At 73.3% G+C, this 15,447-nt stretch carries 10 protein-coding genes; 5 read left to right on the top strand and 5 right to left on the bottom strand.

All coding sequences use genetic code 11. The features are described 5' to 3' along the window. Window positions 1-33 precede the first annotated feature (33 nt). Together ACSP97_RS31065 and ACSP97_RS31060 are read right to left on the bottom strand one after the other, a co-directional pair. On the bottom strand, window positions 34-1,854 hold the full coding sequence (locus tag ACSP97_RS31065; RefSeq protein ID WP_355531139.1) for a non-ribosomal peptide synthetase: 1,821 nt from the start codon (window positions 1,852-1,854) through the stop codon (window positions 34-36). After that, window positions 1,851-7,877, bottom strand: coding sequence for an acyltransferase domain-containing protein (locus tag ACSP97_RS31060; RefSeq protein WP_440555321.1), 6,027 nt, complete (start codon window positions 7,875-7,877; stop codon window positions 1,851-1,853). The genes ACSP97_RS31065 and ACSP97_RS31060 overlap by 4 nt, the downstream gene beginning before the upstream one ends. A 670-nt stretch (window positions 7,878-8,547) precedes the next feature. Here ACSP97_RS31060 and ACSP97_RS31055 point away from each other — a divergent pair. Together ACSP97_RS31055 and ACSP97_RS31050 are read left to right on the top strand one after the other, a co-directional pair. After that, entirely contained in the window at window positions 8,548-9,090 is a 543-nt protein-coding gene (locus ACSP97_RS31055; protein ID WP_355154632.1) for an MOSC domain-containing protein, read from the top strand. 14 nt (window positions 9,091-9,104) lie between these two features. Next, the gene (locus ACSP97_RS31050; protein ID WP_440555319.1) at window positions 9,105-9,665 is read left to right on the top strand and encodes a GNAT family N-acetyltransferase; all 561 of its coding nucleotides are present in this window, start codon (window positions 9,105-9,107) and stop codon (window positions 9,663-9,665) included. Between the two features lie 25 nt (window positions 9,666-9,690). On the opposite strand, the gene ACSP97_RS31045 is transcribed toward ACSP97_RS31050, so the two are convergent. From ACSP97_RS31045 to ACSP97_RS31035, 3 genes are all read right to left on the bottom strand, one after another. Further along, window positions 9,691-10,746: an enoyl-CoA hydratase/isomerase family protein gene (locus ACSP97_RS31045; RefSeq protein WP_382010850.1), complete on the bottom strand. Its 1,056-nt coding sequence runs from the start codon at window positions 10,744-10,746 to the stop codon at window positions 9,691-9,693. A 104-nt stretch (window positions 10,747-10,850) separates the two neighbouring features. Next, window positions 10,851-11,684: a sterol desaturase family protein gene (locus ACSP97_RS31040; protein WP_355531149.1), complete on the bottom strand. Its 834-nt coding sequence runs from the start codon at window positions 11,682-11,684 to the stop codon at window positions 10,851-10,853. Further along, a complete protein-coding gene (locus ACSP97_RS31035) occupies window positions 11,681-12,403 on the bottom strand; it encodes a FadR/GntR family transcriptional regulator (protein ID WP_355154638.1) in 723 nt (240 codons plus the stop codon). Before ACSP97_RS31035 ends, ACSP97_RS31040 begins: the two co-directional genes overlap by 4 nt. Before the next feature lie 251 nt (window positions 12,404-12,654). Between ACSP97_RS31035 and ACSP97_RS31030 the strand changes: the two genes are divergently transcribed. Genes ACSP97_RS31030 through ACSP97_RS31020 form a run of 3 tightly spaced genes read left to right on the top strand, consistent with a single transcriptional unit; the run spans window position 12,655 to window position 15,416 of the window. After that, window positions 12,655-12,864: a ferredoxin gene (locus ACSP97_RS31030; protein WP_070029705.1), complete on the top strand. Its 210-nt coding sequence runs from the start codon at window positions 12,655-12,657 to the stop codon at window positions 12,862-12,864. Further along, window positions 12,854-14,209, top strand: a complete 1,356-nt coding sequence (locus ACSP97_RS31025; RefSeq protein WP_440555316.1) for an NAD(P)/FAD-dependent oxidoreductase — start codon at window positions 12,854-12,856, stop codon at window positions 14,207-14,209. The genes ACSP97_RS31030 and ACSP97_RS31025 overlap by 11 nt, the downstream gene beginning before the upstream one ends. A gap of 25 nt (window positions 14,210-14,234) precedes the next feature. Further along, window positions 14,235-15,416: a cytochrome P450 gene (locus tag ACSP97_RS31020; protein WP_358269720.1), complete on the top strand. Its 1,182-nt coding sequence runs from the start codon at window positions 14,235-14,237 to the stop codon at window positions 15,414-15,416. Window positions 15,417-15,447: the final 31 nt, after the last annotated feature.

Below are 15,447 nucleotides of genomic sequence, written 5' to 3'. Positions count from 1 at the left end.
CGGGTCGGGTCGGGGGTGACTCCGGGGGATGACTCAGTTGCCGCCGGAGGCGGCGCGGCCGCGCAGCGCGGCGCGGCGTACGGTGGCCCTGCGGCGGGCCGACTGCACGGCCTCGGGGGTGGCGCCGCTGTCGTCGTCCAGCCAGCGGCCGAGCGAGTGGATGTCACGGAAGCTGAACAGGTCGGGCACGCGGACCCGGCGGTCGAAGCGCCGGGTCATCAGCCGGGCCAGCCGGACCAGCAGCAGCGAGTCGCCGCCGAGGTCGTAGAAGGCGGCCCGGACGTCGATGCTCGCCGGTTCGAGGTCGAGCAGCTGGCCCCAGATCTCCGCCAGCGCCACCTCGGTCGGGGTGCCGGCGGGCGTCACCGGGCGCCCGGTGCCGGCGGCCGGCGGCTCGGGCAGCGCGGCGCGGTCGAGCTTGCCGCCCGGCGTCAGCGGAAGCGCGGGCAGCAGGACGATCGCCGAGGGGATCATGTAGTCGGGCAGCTCGGTGGCGAGCTTGCCGGTGACGGTGGCCTGGAACGCGGCGTCCACCCGGACGCCGTCGGGCGCCTCGCCCTCGGGCACGACGTAGCCGAGGAGCCTGCGGCCGCGTACGACGGCGGCGGCCTCCCGGACCTCGGGGCAGCCGGTGAGGCGGGCCTCGACCTCCTCCAGTTCGATGCGGTGGCCGCGCACCTTGACCTGGTTGTCGCTGCGGCCGACGAACTCGAGTTCGCCGCTGTCGGTCAGCCGGACGACGTCGCCGGTGCGGTACATGCGCTCGCCGTCGCGGAACGGGTCGGGGACGAACCGTTCGGCGGTGGTGCGCGGCCGGTTGACGTAGCCGTGGGTGAGGCCGGCGCCGCCGAGGTACAGCTCGCCGGGCACGCCGGCCGGCAGCGGCTTCAGGTTCTCGTCGAGCACGTAGACCCGGGCGCCGTCGGTGGGCGGGCCGATGGTGGGCTCGTCGGTGCCGTCCTTCGGCACCGGCCCGAAGGTGCAGAACACGGTCCCCTCGGTGGGGCCGTAGGCGTTGAAGACCCGGTCGGCGCCGGTCTCCTGGTACACCCGGTCGACCAGCTTGCGCCGCAGGGGTTCGCCGCCGAACACGACCGTGCGCAGGTTCGGGGGCAGACCGCCGGCGTCGAGCAGGGTGTTCATCACGGAGGGGATGGCGTGCAGATGGGTGATGCGGTCGACGTGCGGACTCTCGGGGAGGTGGACGGCGCTCTCCACGAGCACGACGGCGCCGCCGCGGCACAGCGCGGGGAAGATCTCCATCACGGACATGTCGAAGCAGATGGAGCTGGCCGCGGAGACACCGCTGAGGTCGCAGCCGGCCAGGACGCGGTCCATCGCGGCCAGCATGGCGACGCAGCCGCCGTGCCGTACGGCCACGCCCTTGGGCCGCCCGGTGGAGCCCGAGGTGTAGATCACGTAGGCGGTGTCGCCGGGCACGACCGGTACGGGCTTCTCGCCGGGCTCGGTCGTCACGGTCCCGTCCAGCACCACCGTGGTCGGTCCGGCCGGGCAGTTGGCACGGGAGGCGGGCGTGGTCAGCAGCAGGCGGGTTCCGCTGTCCCGGACCATGAAGGCCAGCCGCTCGGCGGGGTACCGGGGGTCCAGGGGGACGTAGCAGGAGCCGGTGCGCAGGACGGCCAGGATGCCGGCGAGCAGATCGGGCGTGCGCTCGACGCAGACACCGACCGGGATGCCGGGACCGGCGCCCTCGGCGGTGAGCCGTTCGGCGAGCCGGCGGGACCGCTCGTCCAGCTCGCGGTAGGTCAGGACACCGGCGTCGGCGTAGACCGCGGTGGCGTCCGGGGTCCGGGCGGCCTGTTCGGCGAACTGCGCGTACAGGGTCTGGGTCACTGGTCCGTCCCCTCGGGGAGGCCGGCCGGCGCGATGGCGTCCAGTGCCAGGTCGGGTCGGGCGATCGAGTCGAAGAGCACGGTGCGGTAGAGGCTGAGCAGTGCCGTCACGGTCTGCTTCTCCAGGTAGCTCGGTTTGTACTGGACATGGCCGACGACTTCGCCGGAGATCTCGGCCATCGAGATCTCCAGGTCGAACTTGGCGAGGTGCCTGCGGACGGGCAGCGGTTCGAGCGGCAGGGCGCCGTCGGGTGCGATGGTGTCGCCGATGCCGTGGAAGAGCTTGACGGAGCGCGGGAAGGCGTCCGAGGACAGCCAGTTGAGCACCACGTCGAACCACGGGGAGCGGCCCTCGGTCCGCGGTGGCTTCAGGGCGGAGGCCAGCAGGTCGAGGGGGTAGTTCATGTGCTCCAGCAGGCCGAGGGAGAAGGCGTGGACCTCGTGCAGCAGCTCCCGGAAGGAGCGGTCGGCCGCCGGTTTCGCGCGCACCAGCACCGTGTTCAGGTAATAGCCGATGGCCGACTCCCAGCCGGGCTCGCCGCGTTGGGCGATGGCGGTGGCGAGCACGGAGTCCTCGACGCCGGCCGCGCGGTTGAGGGTGGCGAAGAAGCCGGCCAGCGCCACGGTGCTGATCGACACGCCCTCGCGCACCGCGAACTCCCTGAGCACGCGGGTCTCTTCGGCGCTCCAGCGGAAGGTGAGGTCGCGGCCCTCGTAGGTGACGCCGGGCGGGCGCTGTCCGGGGGACAGGTCGAGGCGGGCGGGCGGGTCGGCCAGCCGCTCGGCCCACCAGTCGAGGGCCGCGTCGGCGGCCGGGCCGGCCAGCCACTGCCTTTCCCACTCCACGAACTCCGTGTAGGGGGCGGCCGGTTCGCGGCCGGCGGGGTCGGCGCCCGCGTAGAACTCCTGGAGTTCGCGGATCATCACGTCGGCCGAGGCCGCGTCCGAGGCGATGTGGTGCACCAGGACCAGCAGGTAGTGGTCGGCCGGGCCGCGGGTGAGCAGCACCACGCGCACCAGTGGCCCGTTGTCCAGGTCCATGGGCAGGTGGCCCTGGACGGCCAGTTCCTCGCGGGCCTCTTCCTCGTCCAGGTCCGTGCCGTCCAGGACGACGAACTCGTACTCCGGTTCGTCGAGGATGACCTGGTAGGGGCTGCCGCCCGCCTCCACGAAGACGGTGCGCAGCGCGGGATGCCGCTCGATCACGGCCGACACGGCGCCTTCCAGGGCCTGTTCGTCCACCGCGGTGCGGATCCGGGCGGCCACCATGAAGTTGTAGGGCACGGCGTCCGGCGCGATCTGCTGCATGAACCACAGGGAGGCCTGGCCGTGCGAGGCCGGGGCGATGCGGAAGCCGAGGCCGCCGGCGCGCAGCTGGTCGAGTGCCGGGGCGTCGGTGGGTTCCAGCAGGCCCCGCGCGGCCAGTTCCTCGACCAGTTCCCCGGCGTCGATCTCGGACAGACCGTCGGGCAGGGCCGCCGCGCGCCCGGGCCCGGGCGCCGGTTCCGGCCGAGCGGCGGGAGCGGCCGGGGCGGGCGGGGGCGGCTCGGCCGCCGCGGTCGCGGCCGGTTCCCGCGTGGCCTCGGTGAGGTGGGCGACGATCTCCCCGATGGTGCGGCCGTCGAGGAACACCACCGGTGACACCCGCTGTCCGAACAGCGACTGCACCTTGTTGACCAGGCGGATCGCCAGCATCGAGTCGAGGCCGAAGTCGCGCAGTCGCGAGTCCGCGTCCAGCCGGTGCTCGTCGACGCCGAGCACGTCGGCGATCTCGCCGACGAGGACCTCCTCGGGCGACCTGGTGTCGGCGGGGGCGGTCGCGGGCGTGTCCGCGGGCTGCGTCGCGGCTGCCGGGGCCGGTGCCGCGACCGCCGCGGTCGCGGCGTCGGCGCGGGGCTCCACGTCCAGCCAGAAACGTTCCTTCTGCCACTGCACGAGCGGGGTCTCCACGACCTCGACGTCGTCGTCGAACAGCGAGTCGAAGGTCAGCGGGACGCCCCTGACGAACAGCGACGCGGCGGCCCCCAGCAGGCAGCGCAGGTCGCTTTCGCCGCGCCGCAGGGAGTTGACCGCGTGCACGGGGGTGCCGCGGCTCAGCGCGATCTCCTCGACGGCGCCGCGCAGCGTCTCGTGCGGGCCGATCTCCACGAAGGTGCCGACGCCGTCCGCGACCAGCGCGCCGATCGTCTCGGCGAACCGGACCTGGTTGCGCAGGTTGTGCACCCAGTAGTCGACGTCGACGACCGGGTTCACCGTGTCGGCCAGGGCGGTGGAGTGGAAGTCGATGGTGCCCGCGGCCGGGGTGATGCCGGCGATGCGTTCGCGCAGCGGCTCGATCAGCGGGTCCATGCCGGGGCTGTGCACCGGTCGTTCGACCCGGATGTTCCGGGTGGAGACCCCCGCCCGCCGCAGTTCGTCCTCCAGGGCGCGGACGGCTTCGGGCGAGCCGGAGACGGCCGCGCTGGTGGGGCTGTTGACCACGGCGATCGCGGCGTGTTTCGCGTAGGGGACGAGCCACGGCAGCAGTTCGCGCTCGGGCAGGTCGACCGAGATCATCGCGCCGGGGGCCGCCTTGTGTTCGAGCAGGTGCGAGCGGGCGACCACGACGCGGGCGGCGTCCTCCAGGGACAGCGCCCCGGCCACGCACGCGGCCGCGACCTCCCCGAGGCTGTGCCCGACGACGGCGGCCGGTTGTACCCCGAGCCCGAGCCAGACCTTGGCCAGCGAGACCTGGAGGGCGAACAGGACGGGCTGCTGGAAGTCCATCTCCTCGAACCGGGCCGACTCCTGCGGCGCGTCGAGCTGTTCGAGGACGGAGCAGCCGCCGGCCGCGCGTACGGCGGTGTCGCAGGCCTGCATCCAGGTGCGGAACCCCTCGTGGGTGCGCATGAGTTCGCGGCCCATGCCGACCCAGTGGGTGCCGCCGCCGGAGAACACCAGCACCACTCGCCGGTCGCCGGTGCCGGTGACCGTGCCGGTGACGACGTCCGGGTGCGGCCGGCCGGCGGCGACCCGGGCGAGGCCGTCCAGGACCTCCTGCCGGTTGCGGGCGAACAGCGCCACCCGGTGGTTCTGCGGGGAGCGCCTGGTCGCGAGGGTGTAGGCGAGGTCGGACACCCGCAGGCCCGGGTCGCGTTCGACGTGGTTGGACAGTTCCCGGCAGGTGTCGGCCAGCGCGGCGGCCGAGTGCGCCGTGACCGGCACGAGGTGCGGCCGTTCGTCGGTCGCGGGGGCGCCCTTTCGGGGGGTGACGTGGCGTCCCCGGTCGCCCGCGAGGAACGGGCTCGCGGTGACGGGGTGCCCGGCGGCGAACAGCGCGCCGAGCGAGCCCAGCAGGGTCCAGGCCTCGTCGGTGCCGCGGCGCAGCGAGGGCAGGGTGGTGGCACCGAGGATCTCCGTCACCGACTTGAGCAGCACGGGGTGCGGGCTGAGTTCGATCACCGCGTCGATGTCGTGGTCGCGCAGGGTCGTCAGGGCGTCGACGACCCGGATCTCCCGGCGCAGGTTGTCCGCCCAGTACTGCGGCCCGAGTTCGGCGCCGTCGACGCGTTCGCCGGTGACCGTGGAGATCATCGGGATCCGGGTGGTCCGGGGCGTGAGGCCGGCGAGTTCGGCCTTGAGCGGGGCGAGGACGTGGTCGACCAGCGGGGAGTGCGGGGCGTGGCCCATCCGCACCCGGTGGGTCGTCAGGCCCTCCTCGGTGAGCCGCTGGACGAGGTCGTCGATCTCCTGCGGGGTGCCGGTGACCAGCGTGGAGTTCGGGCCGTTGTGGCCGGACACCGTGAGCTGTCCGGTCAGATACCGCCTGACGGCGTCGGCGCCGGTGGTGACCACGATGCCCTCGCCGCGTCCGACGGCCAGCTGCTGGAGGAGCCGGCCGTGGCAGGCGGCCAGCCGGGAGGCGTCCTCGAAGTCGAGTGCCCCGGCGATGTGGGAGGCGGCGAACTCGCCGACGCTCTGTCCCACGACGACGTCGGGCTCCACGCCCAGCGAGCGCCAGGCGTCGGCCAGCGCGACCTGCATGGAGAACAGCAGCGGCTGGAAGACGTCCATGTCGTCGAGCCGGCCGTCGGGCGCCAGCAGCTGGTCGACCAGCGAGAAGCCCAGCAGCTCCCGCATCCGTTTGTCGCAGCGCATCATGGAGCGGCGGAACACCGGCATTCCGGCGAGCAGTTGCCTGCCCATGCCGACCCACTGCGAGCCGTTTCCGGAGAACAGGAACGCCACCCGGGGCCCTCGTTCGCCCCGCTCGCCGACGCTCAGCCCGGGCGCCGCCGTGCCGTCGGCGAAGGCGTCCAGCTGTGCCCTCAGCTCGGTCATGTCGCGGGCGGCGGCCGCGAGCCGGAAACCGCCGTCGCCGGGCGGCCGGCCGCTGATGGCGCGCAGGTCGTGTTCGTCGCGCAGGGCCCGGGCGCGCTCAGCCAGCGCCTGCGGCGAGTCCTCGGCCAGCAGGACGAGGGAGCCCTCGGGGCGCGGCAGTTCCTCGGCGACGACGTGGCAGATGGCGCCGCCGAAGCCGAACGAGCTGACTCCCCCGCGGCGCGCGTCGGACCGTCGCGGCCACGGCGTCAGCCGGTCCTGGACGGTGAGACCGTACTCGTCGAAGAGGATCTGCGGGTTGGGGGTGGCGTAGTGCAGGCTCGGGGGCAGCACGCCGTTGCGGATCGACAGCGCGAGCTTGACCAGGCCGACGATGCCGGCCGCGGCCTCCAGGTGGCCGACGTTGGACTTCACGGAACCGAGCCGCAGCGGCACCGGGCGGTCACCGCCGAGGACCGCGCCGATGGCGTTGACCTCGATGGGGTCGCCGAGCGGGGTCGCGGAGCCGTGGCACTCGATGTAGTCCACGAGGGACGGCGCGACGCCGGCCCGCCGGTAGGCGGTGCGGAGCATCAGCTCCTGCGCCTGCGGGTTGGGCGCGGTCATGCCGTTGGAGGCGCCGTCGTTGTTGGCCGAGCTGCCCTTGATCAGGCAGTACACCGGCAGTTCGCGTTCGAGCGCGACGCTCAGCGGGGCGAGTACGACGACGCCGGCGCCCTCACCGCGGACGTAGCCGTCGGCGCGGGCGTCGAAGGTCTTGCAGCGGCCGTCCGGGGCGAGCGCGCCCATCCGGTCCATGGCGGTGTAGTAGTCGGAGACGAAGCTCAGGTTGACCCCGCCGGCCAGCACCAGTTCGCTTTCGCCCATCCAGATCGACTGGCAGCCCAGGTGCACGGAGACCAGCGATCCGGCGCAGGCGGCGTCGATGGCCATGCTCGGGCCCTGGAGGCCGAGGACGTAGGAGACGCGGTTGGCGATGATGCCGTCGTGCATGCCGGTCGCGGTGTGCGGGGTGATCTGGCTGTCGGGGCCGCGGTAGTGCGCGAGTGCCGCGTAGTCGCCCCAGCAGGAGGCCATGAACACGCCGGTGTCGCTGCCGACGAGGCCCCGGGGCGCGATCCCGGCGTCCTCCAGCGCCTCCCAGGCCAGCTCGAGCACCAGCCGCTGCTGCGGGTCCATCTGGACGGCTTCCCGGGGCGAGATGCCGAAGAACAGCGGGTCGAACCGGTCGATGCCGTCGATGAATCCGCCCCAGCGCACGCTGTCGCGCAGGAGTGCGCGGCGCTCGGCCGGCACCGGTCCGACGGCGTCGCGGCCCTCGGTCAGCAGCCGCCAGAACGCGTCCGGGTCGGGGCCGCCCGGGAACCGGCAGCCGATGCCGACGATCGCGACGGGTTCCCGCGCCGCCGTCCGGCGGTCGGTGACCGGTGCGGTGGTCTGCGCGGTCCGGGGACCGTCGACGAGCGCACGGCTCAGTTCGTCGATGGTCGGGTACTGCCACATCCAGGTGACGGGGACCTTCCAGCCGAGGAATTCGGAGAGCGAGGCGGCGAGCGCCGCGGCTTTCACCGACTCCAGGCCGTACTGGTGCATGGGGGCCCAGCGGTCCACCGAATCCTTGGACACGTCCAGCAGTTCGACGACGCGAGAAAGCAGAAAGTCTGTGACGGCGCGCGCAGTGGGCGCTCCGCGCTCATGGGGCATTTCGCCTCCTCGGCAGGGCGGATGGAAAGGGCCGGTGGACAGCGCCGTCGTCGGATCGGCGGTCCGGGCACACGAAAGGGGGGAGGGATGGGGTGATGTGGCGCGCGCATACGGCGGCGCCGGTCAGCGCGGCCGGGGTCGGCGGCGCTCGGGAGAAGGCCGGTCAGAGCCCGCAGGGACCGGCCGGGGAGTGGCTCACCACGTAGAGGTCAAAGCTGTTGCTCGTGACGCCGAGAAACGGCACCCGAGTGAAGGCGCGACTGCCGGAATACCCATGATTGCACTGTGACTGCCCTCGTTGAGTCATCCTGACCGAATCACCTGACGTACTGATTCGGAATCACTGCCCGGCAGCCCACCCGCCGAGTACGTCGTCCGTCTCCTGTCACGGCCACTGCCGACGAGCGCAAAGACCCGTCATACCCAGACGGATCGGATTACGAGGTGCTCGCCCGATCGGCGAACGTCAGACTGCCATCCTGTGAAGGGCGAGACAAGAGTGACCGGGCGGACCACAGGTGCAGTGGCAAGAATTGATGCCCCTGTGGCCGGTTCGCTCTTGTCCTCGTTCTTGGGGGAGTTGTGTGCGCCGGCCGGTGCCCGGGATGGACGCCGTCGCGGATCGCGGCATCCGTTAGGCTCGTGAAGGACTTCGGCGAGAGGATCGCGCATGAGCGCATTGGTGACGGCGGTCAGCAGCAACGGCACGTACTCGTTCACCAAGCCGAACCGGGCGAGCATCACCCTGCTCGCCGGGCTGGGCGTCGAGGGCGACGTGCACGCGGGTGTCACGGTCAAGCACCGCTCGCGCGTGGCCCAGGACCCGACGCAGCCGAACCTGCGCCAGGTCCACCTCATCCACGAGGAACTCTTCGACGAGGTGCGCGCGGCGGGCTTCGAGGTCGCACCGGGCGAACTCGGCGAGAACGTCACGACCCGCGGCATCGACCTGCTCGGCCTGCCGGTGGGGACCCTGCTGCACCTCGGCGCGGAGGCGGTGGTCGAGGTGACCGGCCTGCGCAACCCCTGCCTGCAGATCGACCACTTCCAGGACGGCCTGCTCAAGCAGGTGGTCGGCCGCGACGAGCTCGGCAACGTCGTACGCCGGGCCGGGATCATGAGTGTCGTCAAGGCGGGCGGGGTGGTCCGCCCCGGCGACCCGGTGAAGGTGGAACTCCCCGAGGGTCCGCACCGCCCGCTGGACCGGGTCTGAACCGGGAGGGCACCGTGTGGCTGCGCGACGTCGCTCCGGACGACGTCGACGCCTACGTCCGCATGCGGTGCGATCCGGTCATGATGGCCGACCTCGGCGGGCCGCTGCCACGGGCGGGGATGGCGGACAAGGTGCGCCGGGACGCCGAGGAGGCCGCGGCGGACCGCGCGTGGCTGAAGATGATCGTGCCCGATCCGGACCGGCCCGACGTGGTGGCGGGGACGGTGACCCTGTGGGCCCATGACGGCGGTGACGAGCCGATGTCGGAGATCGGGTGGATGGTCCTGCCCGAGTTCCAGGGCCGGGGGCTGGGCAAGCGCGCCGTCCGCGCCCTGCTGGAGCAGGCCCGCGACCAGGACCGCTGGGGCCTCGTGCACGCCTTCCCGGCGATCGGCAACGCCGCGTCGAACGGCATCTGCCGCTCGGCCGGCTTCCGGTTGCTCGGCCGGACCCGCACCGCCTTCGCCGACCGCGTCCTCGCGACCAACCACTGGGTCGTCGATCCGGCGCGGGACCTTCCGGCCGGCCGTGCCGCGTCGCCCGGCGGGGAGCGGGACCGCCCCCGCCGGACGTGATGTCCCGCCCCGGTGCGCAGGCTCCCTACTCCCCTGCGGCCAGACCGAGTTCATCCTCGCCGAGCGGAGCGAAGAAGCGCTCCACGTCGGCGTCGGCGACCTCGGCGAGCGTCGCCGGCGACCAGCGGGGGTCGCGGTCCTTGTCGATGATCCGCGCGCGCACGCCCTCGATGAGGTCGTGACTGCCCAGGGCGGCGCAGGAGACCCGGAACTCCTGGTCGAGGACGGCCTCCAGGGACCCGAGCCGCCGGGCGCGGCGCACGGCGGCCAGGGTGACCTTGAGGGCGAGGGGCGAGCGGGTGAGCAGCGTCTGCGCGGCCTCCTTGGCCTCGGGGCCGCCGTGGTCGAGCAGTCGCCCGATGATCTCCTCGACCGTACCGGCGGCGTAGCAGGCGTCGATCCACTCCCGCTGCTCGGCCAACTCCCCCGGCGGCGACGGCCGTACGTGCCGGGCGAGGGCGTCGGGTACGGGCATCACCGCCAGGTCGTCCACCAGCTCGGCGAGGGCGGCGGAGGGCACGTGGTGATCGGCGAGGCCGCACAGCACGGCGTCGGCCGCGCCGATCCGATCCCCCGTCAGCGCCAGATGGGTGCCCAGTTCGCCGGGGGCCCGCGCGAGCAGACGGGTGCCGCCGACGTCCGGCACGAAACCGATGCCCGTCTCCGGCATGGCGATCCGCGAGCGCTCGGTGACGATCCGGACGCCGCCGTGCGCGGAGAGGCCGACACCGCCGCCCATCACGATGCCGTCCATGAGGGCGACGTACGGCTTGGGGTAACGGGCGATGCGGGCGTTGAGGCGGTACTCGTCCCGCCAGAACGCGGCCGAGGCGCTGCCGTCGCCGTCCCGGGCGTCGTCGTGGATGGCGCGGATGTCGCCGCCCGCGCACAGCCCGCGCTCCCCGGCGCCGGAGAGGACCACCGTCTCGACGCCGGGATCGTGCCGCCAGGCGGCGAGCGCCGCGTCGATGCGCCGCACCATCTCGTGGTCGAGGGCGTTGAGCGCCCTGGGCCGGTTGAGGACGATGTGGGCGGCCCGGCCGGCGGTGCGCAGCAGCACGGGGGCCTCGGTGCCGCTCATCCGGTGCTCTCCGTCAGGTCGCGGGCCGCGATGTGGTGCATGATCTGGTTCCTTCCGGGTTCCGGGGGCGCGGGGCCGCCTGTGATCTTCCCGCGCCCTCGCGGCTACCCTTTCACGCCCGGTGCCCACCCCGGCGGCCCGAAGAGGTACCCCGCGCGGTCGCGCCAGCGGCGGGCCCGGCGGACGTCCCGCCAGGCGGCCGCGTACTCGTGGAAGGCCACCCGCAGCGGGTTGTGGGTGCCGATGTTCTTCGTCAGGCCGTACACCACGCGCACGCCCTCCGGTTCGAAGGTGCCGAGGAGCCGGTCCCAGACGATGAGGATGCCGCCGTAATTGCGGTCCAGGTACACGTTGTTGGAGCCGTGGTGGACCCGGTGGTGGGACGGCGTGTTGAAGAACCACTCCACCGGCCGCCACAGCTTGTCCACCCGCTCGGTGTGCAGGAAGAACTGGTAGACCAGGCTGACGGCCTGCTCGATCAGGATCATCCACGGCGGCACGCCGAGCAGCGCCAGCGGCAGCCAGAACGGCAGGCCGGTCATCGGCGTCCAGGTCTGGCGCAGGGCGGTGGAGAGGTTGAAGCGGAGACTGGAGTGGTGCACCACATGGCTCGCCCACAGCACCCGCACCCGGTGGTGGGCCCGGTGGTAGGCGTAGTAGGCCAGGTCGTCGCCGAGGAACAGCAGCAGCCACGTCCAGCCGGAGGCGGGCGAGAGGTGCCAGGGGGCCACGGTGTACACGGCGGCGTACACCACGATCGTCGCCACCTTCCACGGCACCGCGATCACCTGGCTGCCGGCGCCCATCGACATGCTGGTGACGGTGTCGCGCAGCTCGTAGCCGCGCTCGTCGTCGTCCGGCAGGAAGCGGTAGGACAGCGCCTCGACGGCGACCAGCAGCACGAACGCCGGTATCGCGTAGACCACGGCCGGGATCATCGCCGTACTCCCTCGCACCCGCGCGGCGCGCCGGGCACGCTGCGGGTCAGCAGTTCACGCGCCAGTTCCTCGGCCGCCGCGGCCTCGCGGGCCGCGATGTGCGCGGCCAGCCGCCGGTGGGCCTCGACGTCGAGGATCTCCGCGGCCCCGAGGTCGGCGGGCACGTCCGCGACCGGGATCATGCCGTCCACCAGGCTGTTGAAGGCCAGCAGATAGGCGATGTTGCCGGAGCCCTCGATGATCAGCCGCCACCAGGCGACATAGGTGTCGTCCAGCTCGGTCGGATCGGGGCCGGTGCGCGCGTGCCGCTCGGCGGCCGCGGTGATCCGCGCGGCGGTGTCCGCGGAGCAGCGCAGGGCGCACAGCCGGGCCGCGTCGGCGCCGATGCAGGCACGCATCTCCAGGGCGTCGCGGGCGATGTCCTGCACGGTGGGCCCGGTGTCGGCCGCGGCGATGCCCACGGCGAGGTCGAGCCCGGCGGTGCGGCGCCAGTCCAGCACCTGGGTGCGGCCGCCGTGGCTGACCTCGACCAGTCGTGCCTGCTGGAGGCGTTTGACGGCCTCCCGTACGGCGTGCCGGTTCACCCCGAATCCGGCCGCCAGTTCCCGCTCGGGGGTGAGCGCGGCGCCGGCCGGCAGCTCGCCCCCGAGAATCCTGTCCCGCAGCAGGGCGAAGAGCTGGTCGGAGACCGCCTCGCGCCGTATGTGTCCCTCAGCCATGGCGATCAGGGTGGACGCGGCTTGTGCAGTGGTCAACTGGTTGGACCGGTATTTCCGCGCCGGGCCGGGAAGATGTCGGCGTTCGTCCGGATCCGTCAACCCGCCTGCGCCGGCCGTGCGTTGAACCGCTTCCGCGGGCCGCCGCCCGTGTGCCCGTGCGAGCCTGCCGGTCTCCCCCCATGCTGGACGTGAGACCAGGTGCCCCGGTCCGCCGGGGCGGGACGGGGACGGCGGAGGAGGATGTGGTGACGATGCGGACCGTTGTCGACCTCACGCGCTGCCAGGGCTACGCACAGTGTGTGTTCCTCGCGCCGGACGTGTTCCGGCTGCACGGCGAGGAGGGCCTGCTGTACGCCCCGGCCGTCCCCGACGACCAGGTCGAACGGGTGCGCCAGGCCGCCGCGGCCTGCCCGGTGCAGGCCATCCTCCTCGGCGAGGAGGTGAGCGGCGGTGCACGGTGAGTTCACGGACGGCCGCATCGTGATCGTGGGCGCCTCGCTGGCCGGGCTGCGGGCCGCGGAGGCGCTGCGCGCGAACGGCTTCACCGGCTCGCTGACGGTCGTCGGCGACGAGCCGCACCCGCCCTACGACCGGCCCCCGCTGTCCAAGCAGGTGCTGCTGGGCATCGCCCCGGCCGACTCCACGGGCCTGCCGATGCGCCAGGACCCGAAGGCCGAATGGCTGCTCGGGGTGCGGGCCACGAGTCTGGACCCGCTGGCCCGGCGGGTGCTGCTCGACGGCGGGGAGTCACTGCCGTACGACCGGGTGCTGATCGCCACCGGGACCCGCGCCCGGCCCTGGCCGAACCCGGCGGAGGCCGCCCTGGACGGGGTGTTCACCCTGCGCACCCGCGAGGACGCCGCGGGGCTCGCGGAGCGCCTCGACGCGGGTCCGGAGCGGGTGCTGGTGATCGGCGGCGGGTTCACCGGCTCGGAGATCGCCTCGGCCTGCCGGGAACGGGGCCTCGCGGTCACGGTCACCGAGCGCGGCCCCGCACCGCTGGTCGGCGCGCTCGGCGGGACGCTGTCCAAGCTCGCGGCGGTGATGCAGCGCAACCACGGCGTGGACCTGCGCACCGGGGCGACGGTCACCCGGCTGCTCGGCGACGGGCACTTCACCGGCGCGGAGCTGTCCGACGGCAGCCGGGTGGACGCGGACGTGTGCGTGGTGGCGCTGGGCGCGATCCGCAACGTGGAGTGGCTGGCGGAGTCCGGCCTGGCGGCGGGCCCGCGCGGGCTGGCGTGCGACGCCGGGTGCCGGGCCTTCACCATGTACGGCATCGTCACCGACGACGTCTTCGTGGCCGGGGACGTCTCCCGCTTCCCGCACCCGCTCTTCGGCTACCAGCTGCTGTCCCTGGAACACTGGGGCAACGCCGTCACGCAGGCCGAGGTGGCGGCGCACAACATGGTCTCCCCCGGGCCGCTGCGCCGCCCGCACCTGTCGCTGCCGACGTTCTGGTCGACCCAGTTCGGGCTGAACATCAAGTCGGTGGGGGTGCCGACCTACTCCGACCACGTGGTCATCGCCCAGGGTTCCCTGGAGGCGCGGCGGCTGGCGATGGTGTACGGCTACCGGGGCCGGGTGACCGCCGCGGTCACCGTCGACATGGCCAAGGTGCTGGAGTATTACCAGCACCTGATCGAGACGGCCGCGCCGTTCCCGCCCCCGGCGGGCGCCGCCGACCGAGCCCTCGCGGCCGAGATCCCCATCCCGTCCGACGTACCCGACCCCTCGGTGCTGTCCCACGGACCGACGGTCGCGCTCACCGGCTACCTCCCGGACCGCCGGCTGACGGTGGTGTAGCCCGCCCCTACTTCGAGGAGCCGCCATGGACCCCGGCACCCTGCTGGCGAGGATCACCGACTACGCCAGCCGTCCCGACCCCTACCCGCTGTACGCGGAGCTGCGCGCGGCCGGGCCCGTCGTCCCGCAGCAGGACGGCAGCCTGCTGGTCGGCGGCTACCACGAGGTCGCCGCGCTGCTGCACGATCCCCGGCTCAGCGCCGATCCGCGCACCCGCGGTCTGGAGACGGCCAAGCCGCCGTTCCTGCGCCTGGACGATCCCGAGCACCACCGGCTGCGCACCCTCGCCATGCGGCCGTTCGGCCCGCCGCACACCCCGCACCGGGTGGACGGCATGCGCGCCGAGATCGACCGGATCACGGCGGAACTGCTGGAGCCCTTCGAGGCGGGCGGGCGGTTCGACCTCGTGGACGACTTCGCCTATCCCCTGCCGGTCACCGTGATCTGCCGGCTGCTCGGGGTGCCGCGCGAGGACGAGCCGCTCTTCCGGGCCTGGTCGGACACGCTGGTCGCGTCGGCCGACGTACGGCCGGACGCGGGCCAGGCGCCCCGCGACGAGGCGGAGAAGGCCCGCGCGGACATGGGCGGGTACCTGGTGGGCCTGGCCGAGCAGCGCCGCGACCACCCCACCGGTGACCTGCTGTCCGCGTTCGTCAACGAGCCGGACCCCGCGCAGCGGCTCACCCGGGAGGAACTGGCGGAGACCGCGGTGCTGCTGCTGATCGCCGGGCACGAGACGACGGTCAACCTCATCACCAACGGGGTGCTGACCCTGCTGCGCCACCCCGAGGAACTGGACCGGCTGCGCCGCACGCCCGGTCTGCTGCCCCGGGCGATCGAGGAACTCCTGCGCTACGAGCCCCCCGTCCACATGCGCGAACGCATCCCCCTGGCCGACCTGACCGTCGCCGGCACGACCCTGCCGCGGGGCTCCACGGTCATCCTGGCCCTGGCCTCCGGCAATCGCGACCCCCGCCGCTTCGCCGACCCCGACCTGTTCGACCCGGCCCGCCCCGACAACCAGCACCTCGGCTTCGGCTCCGGCGTCCACCTCTGCTACGGCGCCCCGCTCGCCCGCATCGAGGCCCACTCGGCCCTGTCCGCCCTGCTCCCCCGCCTGGCCACCGCCCAACTGGCCGAGGACCCGCCGCCGTACCGGCAGAACGCGATGCTGCGGGGACCGCGGCACCTCCCGCTCAGACTCTGACGGGAGGGACGCGTCGCGGGGGCGTGGGAGC

The sequence above is a fragment of the Streptomyces sp. SCPE 10 genome (assembly GCF_051980735.1).
Taxonomy (GTDB): Bacteria; Actinomycetota; Actinomycetes; order Streptomycetales; family Streptomycetaceae; genus Streptomyces; species Streptomyces misionensis.
Note: the sequence above shows the minus strand (reverse complement) of the source record. Positions and strands in the feature narration are given on the sequence as shown.